This window comes from Marinobacter sediminum, assembly GCF_016820575.1.
GTDB lineage: Bacteria > Pseudomonadota > Gammaproteobacteria > Pseudomonadales > Oleiphilaceae > Marinobacter > Marinobacter sediminum.
The window spans coordinates 1,417,820-1,432,358 of the sequence record NZ_JAEMQH010000001.1; the positions used below are offsets into that span (position 1 = coordinate 1,417,820).

General features: G+C 57.1%; 15 protein-coding genes. 7 read left to right on the forward strand and 8 right to left on the reverse strand.

What is annotated here, in order from left to right:
* Positions 1 to 243: 243 nt before the first annotated feature.
* Complete coding sequence (locus tag FGO67_RS06340) at positions 244 to 1,386, forward strand: iron-containing alcohol dehydrogenase (RefSeq protein ID WP_203299815.1); 1,143 nt, start codon at positions 244 to 246, stop codon at positions 1,384 to 1,386.
* 348 nt (positions 1,387 to 1,734) lie between these two features.
* Complete coding sequence (locus tag FGO67_RS06345; RefSeq protein ID WP_203299816.1) at positions 1,735 to 2,151, forward strand: polyribonucleotide nucleotidyltransferase; 417 nt, start codon at positions 1,735 to 1,737, stop codon at positions 2,149 to 2,151.
* 90 nt (positions 2,152 to 2,241) lie between these two features.
* On the opposite strand, the gene FGO67_RS06350 is transcribed toward FGO67_RS06345, so the two are convergent.
* Entirely contained in the window at positions 2,242 to 3,228 is a 987-nt protein-coding gene (locus tag FGO67_RS06350) for a tetratricopeptide repeat protein (RefSeq protein ID WP_203299817.1), read from the reverse strand.
* 28 nt (positions 3,229 to 3,256) lie between these two features.
* Positions 3,257 to 5,209, reverse strand: a complete 1,953-nt coding sequence (locus FGO67_RS06355; RefSeq protein WP_203299818.1) for an alpha/beta hydrolase — start codon at positions 5,207 to 5,209, stop codon at positions 3,257 to 3,259.
* Positions 5,210 to 5,416: 207 nt separating this feature from the next.
* Between FGO67_RS06355 and FGO67_RS06360 the strand changes: the two genes are divergently transcribed.
* A complete protein-coding gene (locus FGO67_RS06360; protein WP_238942184.1) occupies positions 5,417 to 5,602 on the forward strand; it encodes a hypothetical protein in 186 nt (61 codons plus the stop codon).
* Positions 5,603 to 5,648: 46 nt separating this feature from the next.
* On the opposite strand, the gene FGO67_RS06365 is transcribed toward FGO67_RS06360, so the two are convergent.
* The 6 genes from FGO67_RS06365 to FGO67_RS06390 form a co-directional block, all read right to left on the reverse strand.
* Positions 5,649 to 6,227: an NUDIX domain-containing protein gene (locus FGO67_RS06365; protein WP_203299819.1), complete on the reverse strand. Its 579-nt coding sequence runs from the start codon at positions 6,225 to 6,227 to the stop codon at positions 5,649 to 5,651.
* 46 nt (positions 6,228 to 6,273) lie between these two features.
* Positions 6,274 to 6,768 (reverse strand): DUF2780 domain-containing protein, encoded by a 495-nt coding sequence (locus FGO67_RS06370; RefSeq protein ID WP_203299820.1) that lies wholly within the window; start codon positions 6,766 to 6,768, stop codon positions 6,274 to 6,276.
* Between the two features lie 152 nt (positions 6,769 to 6,920).
* Complete coding sequence (locus FGO67_RS06375; protein WP_203299821.1) at positions 6,921 to 7,589, reverse strand: glutathione S-transferase family protein; 669 nt, start codon at positions 7,587 to 7,589, stop codon at positions 6,921 to 6,923.
* Between the two features lie 16 nt (positions 7,590 to 7,605).
* Positions 7,606 to 8,583: a DUF6635 family protein gene (locus FGO67_RS06380; protein ID WP_203299822.1), complete on the reverse strand. Its 978-nt coding sequence runs from the start codon at positions 8,581 to 8,583 to the stop codon at positions 7,606 to 7,608.
* 40 nt (positions 8,584 to 8,623) lie between these two features.
* A complete protein-coding gene (locus FGO67_RS06385; protein ID WP_203299823.1) occupies positions 8,624 to 9,601 on the reverse strand; it encodes a ribonuclease Z in 978 nt (325 codons plus the stop codon).
* 17 nt (positions 9,602 to 9,618) lie between these two features.
* Complete coding sequence (locus tag FGO67_RS06390; protein WP_203299824.1) at positions 9,619 to 10,551, reverse strand: sensor domain-containing diguanylate cyclase; 933 nt, start codon at positions 10,549 to 10,551, stop codon at positions 9,619 to 9,621.
* Between the two features lie 261 nt (positions 10,552 to 10,812).
* Between FGO67_RS06390 and FGO67_RS06395 the strand changes: the two genes are divergently transcribed.
* The 4 genes from FGO67_RS06395 to FGO67_RS06410 all read left to right on the forward strand — a co-directional run bounded on the left by FGO67_RS06395 (position 10,813) and on the right by FGO67_RS06410 (position 14,458).
* A complete protein-coding gene (locus FGO67_RS06395) occupies positions 10,813 to 12,198 on the forward strand; it encodes an alpha/beta fold hydrolase (protein ID WP_203299825.1) in 1,386 nt (461 codons plus the stop codon).
* A gap of 214 nt (positions 12,199 to 12,412) precedes the next feature.
* Positions 12,413 to 13,150, forward strand: a complete 738-nt coding sequence (locus tag FGO67_RS06400) for a methyltransferase family protein (RefSeq protein WP_203299826.1) — start codon at positions 12,413 to 12,415, stop codon at positions 13,148 to 13,150.
* Positions 13,151 to 13,270: 120 nt separating this feature from the next.
* Positions 13,271 to 13,726 (forward strand): GatB/YqeY domain-containing protein, encoded by a 456-nt coding sequence (locus FGO67_RS06405; protein WP_203299827.1) that lies wholly within the window; start codon positions 13,271 to 13,273, stop codon positions 13,724 to 13,726.
* Between the two features lie 93 nt (positions 13,727 to 13,819).
* Complete coding sequence (locus FGO67_RS06410) at positions 13,820 to 14,458, forward strand: SDR family oxidoreductase (protein WP_203299828.1); 639 nt, start codon at positions 13,820 to 13,822, stop codon at positions 14,456 to 14,458.
* The last annotated feature ends 81 nt before the right edge of the window (positions 14,459 to 14,539 follow it).

Below are 14,539 nucleotides of genomic sequence, written 5' to 3' on the forward strand. Positions count from 1 at the left end.
CTTTTTCAAGAAGTTCGAATCGAAACTTACGAAGCTTAGTCGGAACTGGTGCATCGGAAAAAGAACCGGCTACTCGTTAGAGTTAATTAGTTGCATTGGCCGACAAACGGAAGGGCGAAAGTTTTGAGCGGCTCGAATAAGCTCTGGAGTAAGGTGAAACGTAGATGTCAGTATGCTAAACACAGCCTGACACATGAGTACTCATGCAGTGCGCATCTCTTTTTATTTTCAGGACGACTTTCTATGGTAGGCGTTTTTAACTTGGTAACCCCTACGGAGATCGTGTTTGGGCGGGGGAGCATAGCCCAACTGAACGACCGGGCGACCAAACTGGGTACGCGAATACTGATGGTGCACGGAAGCAACCCTGGCCGGCTCGCTGGGGTGTTCGAGTCATTGGCCTCGGTAGATATCGTGCAAACTTTGTCCGTTGAAAAAGAGCCGGATTTGAATGCTCTGACGGCTGCGGTCGATGAGGGTAAAAAGCTGGGAGTTGATCTGGTGATCGGCATTGGCGGTGGCTCGGTCATGGATTCGGCCAAGGTGTTGGCGGCCATGCTGCCCAGTGAAACGGCCTTGATGAGTCATCTGGAAGTTGTGGGAGACGGCTTGCCCCTGTCCGCCAAGCGCTTGCCGCTGATTTTGGTGCCAACCACGTCGGGCACCGGCGCCGAGGTCACTCGCAACGCGGTGATCGATATTCCGGACGCCCAGCGCAAGGTGAGCCTGCGGGACAACCAGTTGCTTCCGGACCTAGCCCTGATCGACCCGGCACTGACCGACAGTTGCCCGCGGCACGTCAGTCTGCATTCGGGGCTGGACGCCATCACTCAGGTGATCGAGCCTTACCTTTCGTCCCGCGCCAACCTGTTTACGGATATGTTGTGCAAAGAGGCGATTCCCAAGGGCCTTGCCGCGTTAAAGCAACTGATGAACGGGGAATCCCCAGAGGCGCGGGACGCTCTGGCGCAGGTCAGTCTGTTCGGTGGTCTGGCGCTAGCCAACTCGGGGCTGGGTGTCGTGCATGGTCTTGCGGGGCCGTTGGGCGGATTGTGCGGTGCGCCCCACGGCGCCATCTGTGGCGCGCTGTTACCGGCGGGCATTGCGGCCAATCGTGACGCTGTGACTGAAGCGGAACACAAGGCCCGTATCGATCAGGTGATCGGTTGGATTGCCGAGGTCTTTGAAACCAGCTCGGACCAGGCATTGCCGCGCTTCCATGAATGGATTATCCAAAGCGGCCTGCCCGGGCTTGAGTCGATTGGGGTGAGCGAAGAGCACATCATTGCAGCCTCGAAAGCGGCTGCCAGTTCTTCCTCCATGAAGGCGAATCCCGTGGTGTTGCCAGCGGCAACCATTGAACACATCATGCGCCAGTCGTTTTGATCAACCACGGTTTGCCTGGGACAAATGATGATTAAACCTAGCTGCTACAGCTGTAGGAAGCGGTTTGAGCCTGCTGAGCTCAGGCTTTCGTACTCTAAGAATTACTGTCAGCAATGCGGTGTGGGACTGTTTGGAGAAGAGTACTTTGATTTTCCTGAAAAGCCTTCCCCAACTACCCGAGCCAACCTGGCTATGCATTTGTCCGTGATTGTTCTGGGGGCTGCCGGGTTTTGGTTATTCGCGCATTTTCTGTGGTGATGTAAGTCATTGGAAACATTGCCCCGGGGGTGTGCCTTGTGCGAGTCTGGCTCCTTCCCTTGTCTTTAAACCGTCCGGGAGAAAAGAAGAATGAATACCAAGCTTAAGAAGTCTGTCGTTATTTCTGTAGTCGCTGGGTTTTCAATGCAGCTGGTCGCCTGTGGCACCATCCTTTACCCGGAGAGAAAGGGGCAGGCCTCCGGCCATCTGGACCCCGCGGTTGTTATCCTGGATGGCATTGGTCTGCTGTTTTTCCTGGTACCTGGGGTAATCGCGTTCGCGGTTGATTTCAGTAATGGCACCATCTACCTGCCTGGCGGCGTGGCGTCTGTCGACTCAGAAAAAGTAAATGCCATTCAAATCTCGGGTGAGGTCACCAACGAGAAGATTGAGCAGGCCATCTTCGAGCAGACCGGAGAGAAAGTGCGCCTGGACGACGAGGCTGTTCAGTCGCGGGAGGGGACCACAACTCTCAGTGCGTTGAATAGGGAAGTGCGGTTCCTGTGAAGTGAAACCGTCGCAATGAAAAACCGGGGCAAGGTCTAGAAATAGATGTGTCCCGGTTTTTTTGTTTTTAATAGCTGACTCCTTCCGACGTCAGTTCTTCAAGTCTTGGCGAAGCTGCTGGACAGCGCGCAGTATTAAGGCCTCCTCGGCGCTACTGGGCCTCATGCCCTGAGTCTTTTCGAGCAGGGCCAAGGCCGACTGTTTGCCATCCTCATCATCTACCTTCAAACGTGCTCGGGCGTATTCGTGGTACACAGCTGGGTATTGCGGCGCCAGATTGAGGGCTTTGTCGAAAAGCGTTTCCATGGCGGATTCCTGCGCGCCGTAGGTCAGCCGTGCTATCAGGCTGCCCGCTTTTTCGATAATGCCCGCCTGAACGCCGGCGTACAGGGTCAGGGCGTAGATGTTGTCCGGATCTTCATTCAGTAATTCGGTAAGGGTGTCCTTAACCTCCGAAGTATACCCGGTGGCAATCGCCTCAGAGGCGGACAGCTGCTCGAGAATCCGGGCCTTTCCGTACGCATTGCCGAAGCGGATCATCGGATGGTCTGGCGCCACCGGCATGATTTTGCGGGTGCGCGCGATGACCTCTTCCAGCAAGGTCCGGCGAGTGTCTTCGTCAGCCTCCACCAGGGTGGCCTGGAGCGCCTGCGCATACAAAGCCGGGAAGTAGCCCGCTGGCCCCAGAGCTAGCCCTAGCTCGCGGGCCTCCTGGAAACTGCCATTGAAGAGCAGGCTCCAGGTTCGTCTCAGCAGGGCGGCGTAGTCCTCGAAGTGGTCACTGGGCTCGCCCTCGGCGAGAAAGGCGAGTTCCGGATGGGTGGTTGAGATAGACCGCAGGTGCTTGCGAGTGAGTTCGTACAGCTCCGGCCACTTTTGGGCATCAGCCTTTAGGGTTTCTGCCGTGGGCAGCGGGCCGCGAAAGCCTCCGGTCAGGTTTTGCCAATGCTGGCCGAGTGTGTCCTGGGAGTAGTCGAAGGACGCCAGGTGGTCCGGGTAAGGCCGCCAGTTCTCGGTGGCCAGCGAAGGGCCGCTGACGAACAGTGTAAGGGCCAGAAAGAGCGGCAGCTTTAGCATGAAGGGGTATCCCGTTTTTTATAGAGCATTAAAACGCACCGGCCTGGTCGTCCGTGGAGAGCATCAGAGGCTGTTGGCCATCAGAGGTCAGGAGGGGCAGGGCAACCTCGCCGCTAACACTGACGGCCGTTGCCGCCAGGTCACGGGAGAAGGCGCCCAGAAACGTGGGGTGTTGCCCGTAGAGCATCAGGACTAGCTTGTCCCCGTTACTCAAACGCTCCGCAACTCCGGTCATCTCGAAAGTGTGCTGGCCAAAGCCGCGAACCGGCTGTACCTGCTCGTCAATCAGCTCGGGAAGGCCTGCTCCGCCCTTGATGACCCCCACCCCGACAAACAGGATGGCGTCGCAGGTTCCGGTTGCAAATATCGGGTCGGACTCATCCAGGCATCGAGCATCGAGGTCTGATAAGGGGCTGCCTACGTTCAGTGTGGCTGTGGGTATACCGGCAATCACGCCGTCACTGTCCAGAGTGGTCAGCGGCACCATGGTGGGTAACAAACCAGACACGCCGGTGAATGCCGTCACCTGGACATCGTTCCCGACAAGGTCGTATCGGATAGGAAAGCTCTCACCGCCAACTGTTACGTCTGGCGTGGAAACGGCATCGCCCGGGGCAAGGGTGTAGCAAATCTGGTTGCCGGTGGTAATGACATTGTCCGCATTGCCGCGATTCAGAAGCTTTTCATTGAACCAGGCCACTGCCGCCTGATTGGCACTGATGTCGCCACAGTTGGCGAGGGTGTTAAGTCCGGCTTTGGGAATATCAGGCAGCGCCTCGCCATAGAAGCCGAGGTTCGCCAGGGTTTCCTGAATCAGGCCAGCGTTTGGTGAAAGGTAGTGGTGACTGAAAGGGTAGGTGAGCAGGCGCACGTCACCGCCGGCGGCCTTCAGCTCTTTGTAGTTCTCCCAGGCATCGTTGAAGGGAAACAGGCTGTCCCGCATGCCCTGGAACATGAGCACGTCTACCGGGTAGGGATCCGTTTGCGGAGTTTTGATGACGTAACGGCCGTCACTGGTGACAGGAATGCGGCCGGTGACGGGGTCCAGCAGATACTCCTGGCTGTTGCCGCTGTCCAGCAGCTTGAGTCCGCGTTCGTTCTGCCAGAAATAGCTGGGGCTGTGGTAATGAAGGAAGTCCAGGGCCACGTCGGGAACGTGGTTCTGAACAATTCCATTGATCAGTGTTGAGCGCAGGTAGGGGTCCATGGAGCCTCCGGTAGCGCCATCGCCAGCCAGCGACAGGAAGGCCAGCCAGTAGTTTTTGGTGACGTTGCCCGGGTTAAGGCTGTAGGTCAGGTCGTGCCAGGTAATGTGCGGCACCATGGCATCCATGCGCTGATCGGGGTCTACGTTATAGAGCAAGTATTGGAAGCCGCCTCCGTAGCTGCCACCGATCCCGCCCAGTAACAGGTTGTCGTCACGGTATTTCAGGTAATCCAGGTGGCTCTCGGCCCAGTCAACAATCTGGACCAGGTCTTCTCCCTCAAAGTCCGGGTCCATAACCCGGATGGTTCCACCGCTTTCACCATGCCCTCGCTGATCGATGCTGATGACGGCAAACCCCGCCGCGACCAGTGGTGCGATGGGGGCCAAAGGATCGTCATCCGCTTCGGTGGAGCGAGAGCCACTGAATCCGTGGCCCTGGAGAATCAGGGGGTGCTCGGTTTTGCAATCAAACTGGGCGGGTTCGAAAACCTGAAACACAATTGCGGCACCATCAAGTCGGGAAGGCATTTCCACCCGATAACTGCGGTTACCGGTCAGATCACTGCCTTGCTCGCAGGAGGCATGGGCCAACTCGCTGGTGCTTTCTGTTAGTGGGCGTGAAATGGCTCGGTCTGCGGGGGTGCTGTCGCTGGCTTGCTCGGTGCCGTTCGAGCTGACTTCAGTGGAAGAGACAGTGCTGCCACTTTCTCCACCGCATGCGCCCAGCATGACAGCGGTAGCGCTTATTAACAGAGCGTTGATTAGGTTGTTCATGATTCCGCCTTTGTGTTTTTTGTTGCGACGCGTGCAAATGATGAGGGTCACATTAGGGCGGAGGAGTGTCTTGGGCGATGGCCAGATTGCCCTTATCGTAGGACTCGCGGGTCAATCCGGGAGGTCTGTGAATTACCTGAACGTGCATCGGACGTGTGGTTTGATCTACGAATCTTTTTCACAAGGAAGGTGTTGGAAATGGTTTCAGTGCTCGAAACGAACGGCTTGTTGCAGATTCTTTTGCTGACGTTGATGGCCGGTCTTGCCATGCCCATTGGGGCAGCCATTGCTTCTGTCGAACGGATTCATCCCCGCTGGCTGGAAACCGAGGTTCGCCACAGTGTGATCGCCTTCGGCGGTGGCGTTAGGGGCGACGTTTTCGGTTTCCAGTGAGGGCGGGTTTTCTGCTTGGCGTGATAGGAAAGGTCGCGCGCTCGCACTAAGTGTCTGTCAGCCTCGACCTCAGCAGTTCCTGCAACATGCTATAACTCAACCCCCAAATGCAGTAATTCTGATATCGGCAGCAGGGCATGTTTAAGGTGCCAAGAGGCGTGCGCCAGGGCAGTCTGCCCTGGTTTTCTTTGTCTGCCAGGTAAGCGAGGGGCACCCACACCACCCGCTGCACTTCATGGTTCAGCGATACGTTTTTGGGCCCCTGCCATTCATAGACATAGGGCGTGACAACCATGGGGCGCCAGCGGCTGTGGTGGCGGGTAAGCAGGTCCGACAGCCTGGCCTGGAAGGCGCCATGGCGGTTCAGGTCGACGCCAGTTTCCTCAAGGGTTTCCCGTTCGGCGGCCGCCCGGGTTGTGGCATCCTCGGTCTGCAGTCGGCCTCCGGGGAAAGCCATATCGCCGGACCAGGGGTCGCCTTCTCGGCGGGCCCGCTGGATGAACAACAGCTCCGTTCTACCGCTCTCAGTCGTGCGATAGATCAACGCCACGGAGGCGCGGGTCAGGCGCCGCCGGAACGGTAGCTTCTTGGGGCGCAGGTTGCTGGCCCAGCGACTGAGTGACACAGAGTGCTGTCCTTGGGAGTCGAAGAGCTATCAGACTATCCAATCACTAAGCAGGCGTCCAAAGAGTCTGCAATTGTCCGAGCAGCGACGAGCCCACTCCCTGTTCACCCAGGAAGCCCAGCACGATCGGCAGGAATTGCTGGATCATGGCGGGGTCCATGCCCAGGGCTGAGAAGGCCGATTGCATCCCGCTCATGGAGGAAATGTTGGAAAGCAGGCCCTTGCTCAGGCCGCTGCCGCCGCCCAGGAGGCTGGACAGACCGGTGGCTTTGCCACTCAGGGTGCTCATGGTGTCGGCGCCGAGCTGATTCTTGGCGAGCTGCAACATGGCTCCGGTACCGCCGACGGCTTGCGCTTGGGAAACACCAAGCTGGCTCTGCAGTTGGCCGACCAGCTGCTGCGCTTCGCCTTTAACTTGCGTTGCTGAGGACAGGGCTGCTGTGCCCTTGGTCAGGCTGTCGTTCAGGCTGAAGGCATCAACGGCTGGGGTGAATAGGTAGATGCTTGAAACCAGGAGGAATTGCTTGAGAATGGAGTTCATTGAAAGTCCCTTAATGAATGTTTCAAGGTTAGCACCCTACATATTGGGGCGTAAAAGGAAATAAAAAGAGCCGCAAATAGAGATAGGTATATTTGGGGTCGACTAGAAGTTCTAGAACCAATGGGGAGGGCGCTGAGGCCCTCCGCAGGTACTCAGGCGAAGTCGTACTCGCCACCTTTTTCAAGGGCTGCCTGATAAGCCGGCCGGGCGTGCACGCGTTCCACCCAGGCGGTGATGTGAGGCCGGTTCTTGCCGACGATTCCCCGTGCCACTGAGGCCTCCAGCGGAAAGCTCATTTGAATATCCGCCGCACTGAGGTTATCCCCCAGGAACCAGGTGTTTTTCGCCAGGTGGTCTTCGACAAAGTCCAGGTGTGTCTTGATCATCGGGCCGATGAAGATTTCATTGGTTTTGTCTGAAATGCCTTTGGCTACCGGCTTGATGAAGAAGGGCATCGGGCTGGTTTTCACTTTTTCAAATACCAGTCGCATCACCAGTGGCGGCATCAGGGAGCCTTCGGCGTAGTGCAACCAGTAGGTGTAATCCAACCACGCCTGGCCGCCGGCCTCCGGCAGCATGGTGTCTTTGCCGTAGGTGTGGGCCAGGTATTCGATGATGGCGCCTGATTCCGCCACCACCAGATCGCCGTCGGTGATCACCGGGGATTTGCCCAGCGGGTGTACCTTCTTGAGGCTAGCTGGCGCCAGCATGGTCTTGGGATCACGCTGGTAACGCTTGATCTCGTAGGGCACGCCTAGCTCCTCCAGCATCCAGAGAATGCGCTGTGAGCGAGAATTGTTCAGGTGATGCACTGTAATCATTCAAAAACTCCGTTTTTTAGATTAAACCCGACCTTATCATGTCGAAGGTGTCCAGAATCCGGGCTACATACTGGTCTTTCGGGCGAAAGCTGCTTTGGGTGCTGAGCGACACGTCCCGCTCCAGGTGGTCCAGCAGCTTGTGCAGGCGCCGGCGATGTAAGCCGATGGCGGCCTGGATCGGATCGGAAATCACACCAGACAACGCCGCAAAGGCTGCCAGGGCTGCCATAACGGCGACCATCACGCTGGCTGTTGTCGTCAGCGAAGGCTCTGGTGGGAATACGCTGTAATACCAGCCACCGATCGTTTCACCGAGAATAAAGTCCCGGGCGGCCAAGGTCTTGGCCAGCATGGATGCGAGCACCACTCCGAGGCCGATACCACCCGGGGTAAACTTCTGGAACGCAAACGCGCCCAGCACGGTACAGGAGATGCTGTTGGTGATATCGGCTGACGCGGTCCGGGTTATCCGGTACTGGCTGAGCGCGTCGGCGACCACAGGCTCGATCAGTTTGATGAACTGCTGGTGATCGACCGGCTCCGAGCTATGGCGGGCGTAGACGGCTTCCAGGGCTTCAATCAGGTAGCTCTCGAGCAGATTGCCCTCACGCAGGCTCGTAGCCTGGCCGTTGTTCAGAAGATCTCTCTGAATAAGGCTTGTGATGTGCTCTTGCACCCGGGTGGTAAACCCCGCGGGCACACGATCCGCCAGATTATGCAGCCACTTCAGGCCTGCTCGGTTGCGAACCAGTATTTTCACCAGGCACGCCAGGGCGTACACCGGTGCCCACAGCAGATTAATTGGGGCCCGAAGCATGTCCCAGCCCAGTGCCATCCGGTTGGTGGCCATAGCCCCGGGGTAATGGAAATGGCGGTCAATAAACGCCGGAACCCGCGCCCGGCAGTCGGCAAAGTAGCGCGCTATGCCTGAGCGGATGGCCTGTTCTATCTCGGCTTCGGAGACAGGGCCTTCGGACGATGTGGCTGTGGTCATGGCGAAATTCGGCACAGAGGTTTTGCGAACCGCCATGGTATCAGGGATTTTCGGTGGTCAGGCAGCTCAGTGAAAAATCCTTCTCCAGCCGGTAGGTGTCGAAATCCCGCGCCAGAAAGAGCTTGCCCTGGTAGTGCTGCAGGGCCTCAGCGGCCAGTTGGTTGATGTTGGGTGTACCGCACGGCCCGGATTGGTAGCGCGAGCTGAAATGGGTCAGCACCAGGTTGGGAAGCTGGGCCTGCTGGGCAAACTTGGCCACCTGTTCGGCGGAGCTGTGCTGTGGCCAGGGGCCAACGCGCTCGGACACGTTCTGGGTATAGGTCGCCTCGTGAATCAACAGGTGGCTGCCCAGGCAGGCCTCGGCCAGCAGGGTCGGGTCGTCATTGTCACCGGCGACAATCAGGCGGCGGGCCACGCGGGGAATCTCCGTGTACTCGTCACTTCTGAGTAAGCGGCCATCCTCCAGTGTGACGTCGTGGCCTTTCTGCAACTCGCCCCAGCTGGGCCCGGGTTCAACCCCATCGTTGCGCAGTTTGTCCTGCCGCAGCTGCCTTTCCAGATTGCGCTCCGTAAACACGTAGGCCCGGCAGGGTACCCGATGAGACAGGGCCACTGCCGTGACCGCGAAATGGTCATCCTGCCAGTAGAAATCCGGTGCCTCGGAATCGATGAAATTCAGGGGGTAGCTCAGGCTGGAGTCGCTGTTGTCGAGCGTGGTGGTGATAAAGCGGTGGGTCTGAACCGGAGCAATGATGTCCAGTGGTTCCGTGCGCCCGAGCATGGAGGCACTGGTGAGCAACCCAGGCAGGCCGAAGGTGTGGTCGCCGTGAATGTGGGTGATGAAAATCGCCCGCAGCTGCATCACGGAATAATGCGCCCGCAGCAGTTGGTGCTGGGTGCCTTCGCCACAGTCCACCAGATACCAGGGCTTATGGCCGGAGTGTGACAGCGCCAGGGCGGTGACGTTGCGTGCCCGTGTTGGGGTACCGGCGGAGGTGCCGAGAAAGGTGAAGTCCATGGTTCCTCGTTGATTGTTCAGGGTTGCAAGGTCAAAGAATCCTGGGAAACAACACGGTTGCGTCCAGCTGCCTTGCCGGCATAGAGCGCCTCGTCGGCTCTCTTCATCAGCGAAGCGTACGAGCTGTCTTCTGTTGAGAAGGAGGCAACCCCCATGGTGACGGTCACATGGAAGGAGTGGTGGTCCACCTTGAACTCCTTGCGTTCAACCAATTGGCGGATACGCTCGGCAAACGCCATGGCACTCTGCAACTGAGTGTTGGGCAGGATGATGGCAAACTCCTCCCCACCGATACGGCATCCGACATCCAGCGGACGTAGTTCCCTCTGAATTATCTTCGCGGTATCGATCAGTACGAGGTCGCCGCCCGCATGGCCGTACTGATCATTGATGGTCTTGAAGTGATCGAAATCAAACATGATGACGGACGCGGGTAGCCCCGAGCGAATAAAACCAGAGTGCTGGGCCTCCAGCTGAGTCTTGAAATGTTTCCGGTTGTAGAAACCGGTCATTTCGTCCGTCCGGGATTCCATCGTCAGCCTGTCTTCCAGCTCCCTCTGATAGGTGACGTCCCTGACCAGTGCCATGGCTACCCGAACTCCGTCCATGCAGATGGTGTTGATCATGATATCGACCGGTATTTCCGTGCCATCGGCACGCATACCGGTGAATCGTTTGTCCTCTCCCATGGGACGGGTAACCGGGTTCTGGAAATAGCCATTTACATGCTGCCGGTGCGCGGCCCGATGACGGTCGGGGATGATCATCGACAAATCCGAGCCTTTCAGGCTATCTGCCGGATAACCAAACATATTTTCAGCTTGAGAGTTGATTAGTGCGATCTTGTGGTCGGTATTCACAATGACGACTGCATCAGGTAGGGACTCAATAAACGGCAAAAGAGCGCCGGAAGTGGTAACGAGTTTATCGCTGTTTGTCTTGGCGGGCATGGCCAGGAGAACCCCGAAAGTTAAGCCTTGAGCATCGATTAACGACTATAGGTGGTGATGTAAAGAATACCTAACAGCGCTCGCGGAAGCGAAAAAACTGCACCGGTTCCTTTTAGGGGCTTGGCAGAAAAAACGCTAAATAGGCAGGCTCTTCACTCTCAGGGCGTATACTTTCTGATCAGGCTCGGCTTTTTATGGCACCTGAATCCATGAAACGAGCGCTTAGCATAGAAGCTGGAGAGTATCAGGAAGGAGGCCTTAATGAGCCAACTGCGCATCAACACCCCCAAGGTCAGATTCTTCACGTTGGCCTCCGGCGGGAGTGTCGCTTACGCCAGTCATGGCTCTGGTCCTTACCTGCTGGTGCCCGCCTGGTGGGTGAGCCACCTGGAACTCGACTGGCAAGATGAGGACTTTCGGGCATTTTTCGAATCCCTCGGGCAACACCACACGGTTGTCCGTTACGACCGCCCTGGGGTTGGGCTGAGTGACCGGAAACGATCCCGCTTTGATCTGGACGATGAAGTCGTCACGCTCACGGAACTGCTTGACCACCTCGGTGCACCCAATTGTTCGCTGTTGGGGATATCTTGCGGCGGACCGGTTGCGACGGTGTTCACCCACCTCAATCCCCACAGGGTCGAAAAGCTAATTCTGGTCAGCTCCTTCGTTGATGGCAACGATATCGGGAATGACGCGCTAAAACAGGCGTTGTGCGCCTTGGTTGCAGCCAGTTGGGGGATGGGCGCCAACGCGATTCTTGATCTTTTCGATCCTGACATGTCAGCTGAGCAGAGGAAATCACTCGCCAAAAGACACAAAGAGTCGGCATCGGCGGAGATGGCGGCTCATTTGCTTGGGCTCACGTTCAGAATGGACGCTACCGACGCCGCCCAGAATCTGATCAAGCCAGCCTTGGTTTTGCACCGCAGCAAAGATAGGACCATTACAGCGGCGGCAGGGCGGCGGTTGGCGGCGATGATTCCGAACGCTCAGTTCAAGAGTCTCGAGGGAAAATCTCATTTGCCGTGGGTAGGCAAGGAAGCTGACCAGTTTGTGAGGGAAGTTTTAACGTTTACTCAAGGGGGCCACTCTCGAACCCAGGCCGAATTTAATCAATTTCGACAAATGGGCGATGTTTGGGTACTAACCTACGATCAAAAAACGGTACACGTGAAGGACGCGTTGGGCCTGCGCGACCTCCATGAACTCATTGGTCATCCGGGGCAGGATATTCATGCCCGCCTTCTTGCCAATGGTGAGGCCGGAATTGGCCAAGCCAACACCCATGAAGCTGAGATATTGGATGGTCAGGCACTTGGCGCCTACCGCCAACGATTAATCGACATTGATGCAGCCCAACAGCAAGCTGCGGCGGGTAGAGATGAATCGCTGTATGAGGCGCTTGAAGCCGAACGGGACACCGTACAGCACGAACTGACGCGCGCCCTGGGGTTATCAGGACGCCAGCGGACTTTCAGTTGCGACAACGAAAAGGCAAGAAAGGCCATATCCGCTCGAATACGAGGCAGTATTAAGCGTATCGACAGCTTGCACGCAGAGCTGGGTGAACACCTGAGACAGTCGATCCGAACGGGTAATTTTTGCTGTTATGAGCCAGTCGAACCGCAACGTTGGCGTGTCTAGCGTCAAACCTCCTGTGTGAGACGCCTCTGTCAAAGAAACGGAATCGTAAGCTAGCCGGAATCTGGCAGGCCGCTAGATGAAAGCTGGCGCCTCTTGTGATGAGACGGGGATAACGCCCCGATCATTTACCAGACGCTTAAATCATCAGTTCAAATTACGTCTCAATTTGATGCCGAGATTGAAGCCTTGCCTGCACAGGCATGAGGAGGTTCTCATGAATTCCGCTACCAATCGTCGACGTTTTCTGTACTCACTGATCTGCTACGCCGCCGGCGTTGCGTCATTGATCTATTTTATCCTCTTCGTAAACGATCTCTTTCTAGCCAACACCGTGAATGGGCCAGTCGAGATCAAGTCGTTGCTGGGGGCGTTGCTGATCAACGTGTTCGCGATCAGCCTCTTTGGATTGCAGCATAGCGTGATGGCCCGGGGCTCCTTCAAGCGTTGGTTGAGCCGCTTCATCCATCCCAGCATTGAGCGATCGACCTACCTGCTGGGCACCGCGCTCGTGATAGGAGCTATGTGCGCACTCTGGGTTCCTGTTGGCCCGGTGGTTTGGCGGGTTGAGTCGGAACCCATGGCCATGCTGATTCGCGCAGTCGCTTTCTTTGGTTGGGGCACGATGTTAGTGGCTACGTTCATGCTGAATCATTTCGAGTTGTTTGGCCTCAGCCAAACGTTTAATCCCATGCGGGGCAGACCGACGCCCGCGAAAGCTTTCAAGACGCCCGGTTTATACCGGATTGTTCGTCACCCCATTCAGGCAGGTATCCTGATCGGGATGTGGGCGGTACCGGTTTCAACCACCGGTCATCTTTTGTTCGCTGGGGGGATGACGCTCTACATTTTTGTCGGCCTCTACTTCGAAGAAAAAGACCTGATTCGCGATTTCGGTGCGACCTATAAAACCTACAAGGCCCGCGTTAAACGGCTGATTCCGTTTATCGCGTGAGTTTTCTGCTAGCAGACGGCTCAGTTGTTAGGCGGGGCAGGCGGGCAGGCTGTTTACGATTGAACCTGCCTCCATTTTCCGTTAAATCTACGCCTTTACTCACAGAACAGGAGCCCGAAAATGGCGGAAGTATCGCTCAAGGAACAATTGGCCAGCGCGGTTAAAGACGCGATGCGCAACAAGGACAAACTCCGGCTTACCACCCTGCGCATGGCGCAGGCTGCGGTCAAACAGATCGAGATCGATGAGCGCCGGGAATTGAGTGACGAAGACGTTCTGAAAGTGCTGGATAAAATGCTCAAGCAGCGCCGGGATGCCGCCAGTCAGTACGACGATGCCGGCCGCCCGGAGCTGGGTGATAAAGAACGGGCAGAGATGGTGATCATCGAGGAGTTCATGCCCGCAGCGCTCACCGAGGATGATCTGGATGCCCTGATCCGCACGGCTATCAGCGCAACCGATGCTCAGGGCATGCAGGACATGGGTAAAGTCATGAACGAGTTGCGCCCTCAAGTACTGGGACGGGTTGATATGGCGCATCTGAGCAAGAAGGTAAAGGGGGCGCTCGCGGGCTGACAAGGTTTCCTGTAACCGTTGCCTTGAATTGTGCCTGCCGTGAACTCAGCTATAAGAGATAGGGACGGCAAGCAGCCAATCAGGAGATCCGCCATGCACGTTTTCATTGCAGGAGCTAACGGCCAAATCGGGCAACACCTGCTGCGGGAAATCGCAGACAGCAACCACGAGGCACGAGCGCTGATACGGCATCCGGATCAAGGCCCGGAGTTGCAACAACTGGGCGCTACGGAAACGGTCCTGGGTGACCTGGAGCAGGACTGTAGCGAGGCCATGAGAGGCTGTGATGCGGTCATCTTCGCCGCCGGCTCGGGCCCTCATACAGGCCCGGATAAGACCATCGACGTGGATCAGGATGGTGCCATTCGCCTGGTCGATACCGCCAAGGCCATGGGCATCAAGCGATTCATTATCGTGAGCAGCATGGGGGCCGGGGCGCCGGAAAAGGGGCCAGAAAAACTCCAGCATTATCTGCGGGCCAAGCACAACTCCGATGAACACCTGAAAAACAGCGGCCTGGATTACACCATTGTCCGTCCCGGGCGGCTGACCGATGATGATGGTACGGGCAAGGTGACGGTGAGTGCGGGTCTGAAGGACGTCGGCAAGATTCCTCGGCAGGATGTGGCCCGGGTGCTGCTGGCCACGCTTGATTCAACGAATACAACGAACCGGGTCTTTGACCTGGTGTCGGGCGACACACCGGTGCCTGAGGCACTGGCCACATTCTAAGATTATCCGAAGTTCACCGGGCCCGGTTAAATACCGTACCGGGCCTGTGAATTGCTTTTCCTTTGCCCTACGCTTGTAGCC

Coding starts and splice junctions, on each gene's coding strand:
- FGO67_RS06340 (WP_203299815.1), top strand. CDS start 244: ATGGTAGGCGTTTTTAACTTGGTAACCCCTACGGAGATCGTGTTTGGG.
- FGO67_RS06345 (WP_203299816.1), top strand. CDS start 1,735: ATGAATACCAAGCTTAAGAAGTCTGTCGTTATTTCTGTAGTCGCTGGG.
- FGO67_RS06350 (WP_203299817.1), bottom strand. CDS start 3,228: ATGCTAAAGCTGCCGCTCTTTCTGGCCCTTACACTGTTCGTCAGCGGC.
- FGO67_RS06355 (WP_203299818.1), bottom strand. CDS start 5,209: ATGAACAACCTAATCAACGCTCTGTTAATAAGCGCTACCGCTGTCATG.
- FGO67_RS06370 (WP_203299820.1), bottom strand. CDS start 6,768: ATGAACTCCATTCTCAAGCAATTCCTCCTGGTTTCAAGCATCTACCTA.
- FGO67_RS06375 (WP_203299821.1), bottom strand. CDS start 7,589: ATGATTACAGTGCATCACCTGAACAATTCTCGCTCACAGCGCATTCTC.
- FGO67_RS06380 (WP_203299822.1), bottom strand. CDS start 8,583: ATGACCACAGCCACATCGTCCGAAGGCCCTGTCTCCGAAGCCGAGATA.
- FGO67_RS06385 (WP_203299823.1), bottom strand. CDS start 9,601: ATGGACTTCACCTTTCTCGGCACCTCCGCCGGTACCCCAACACGGGCA.
- FGO67_RS06390 (WP_203299824.1), bottom strand. CDS start 10,551: ATGCCCGCCAAGACAAACAGCGATAAACTCGTTACCACTTCCGGCGCT.
- FGO67_RS06395 (WP_203299825.1), top strand. CDS start 10,813: ATGAGCCAACTGCGCATCAACACCCCCAAGGTCAGATTCTTCACGTTG.
- FGO67_RS06400 (WP_203299826.1), top strand. CDS start 12,413: ATGAATTCCGCTACCAATCGTCGACGTTTTCTGTACTCACTGATCTGC.
- FGO67_RS06405 (WP_203299827.1), top strand. CDS start 13,271: ATGGCGGAAGTATCGCTCAAGGAACAATTGGCCAGCGCGGTTAAAGAC.
- FGO67_RS06410 (WP_203299828.1), top strand. CDS start 13,820: ATGCACGTTTTCATTGCAGGAGCTAACGGCCAAATCGGGCAACACCTG.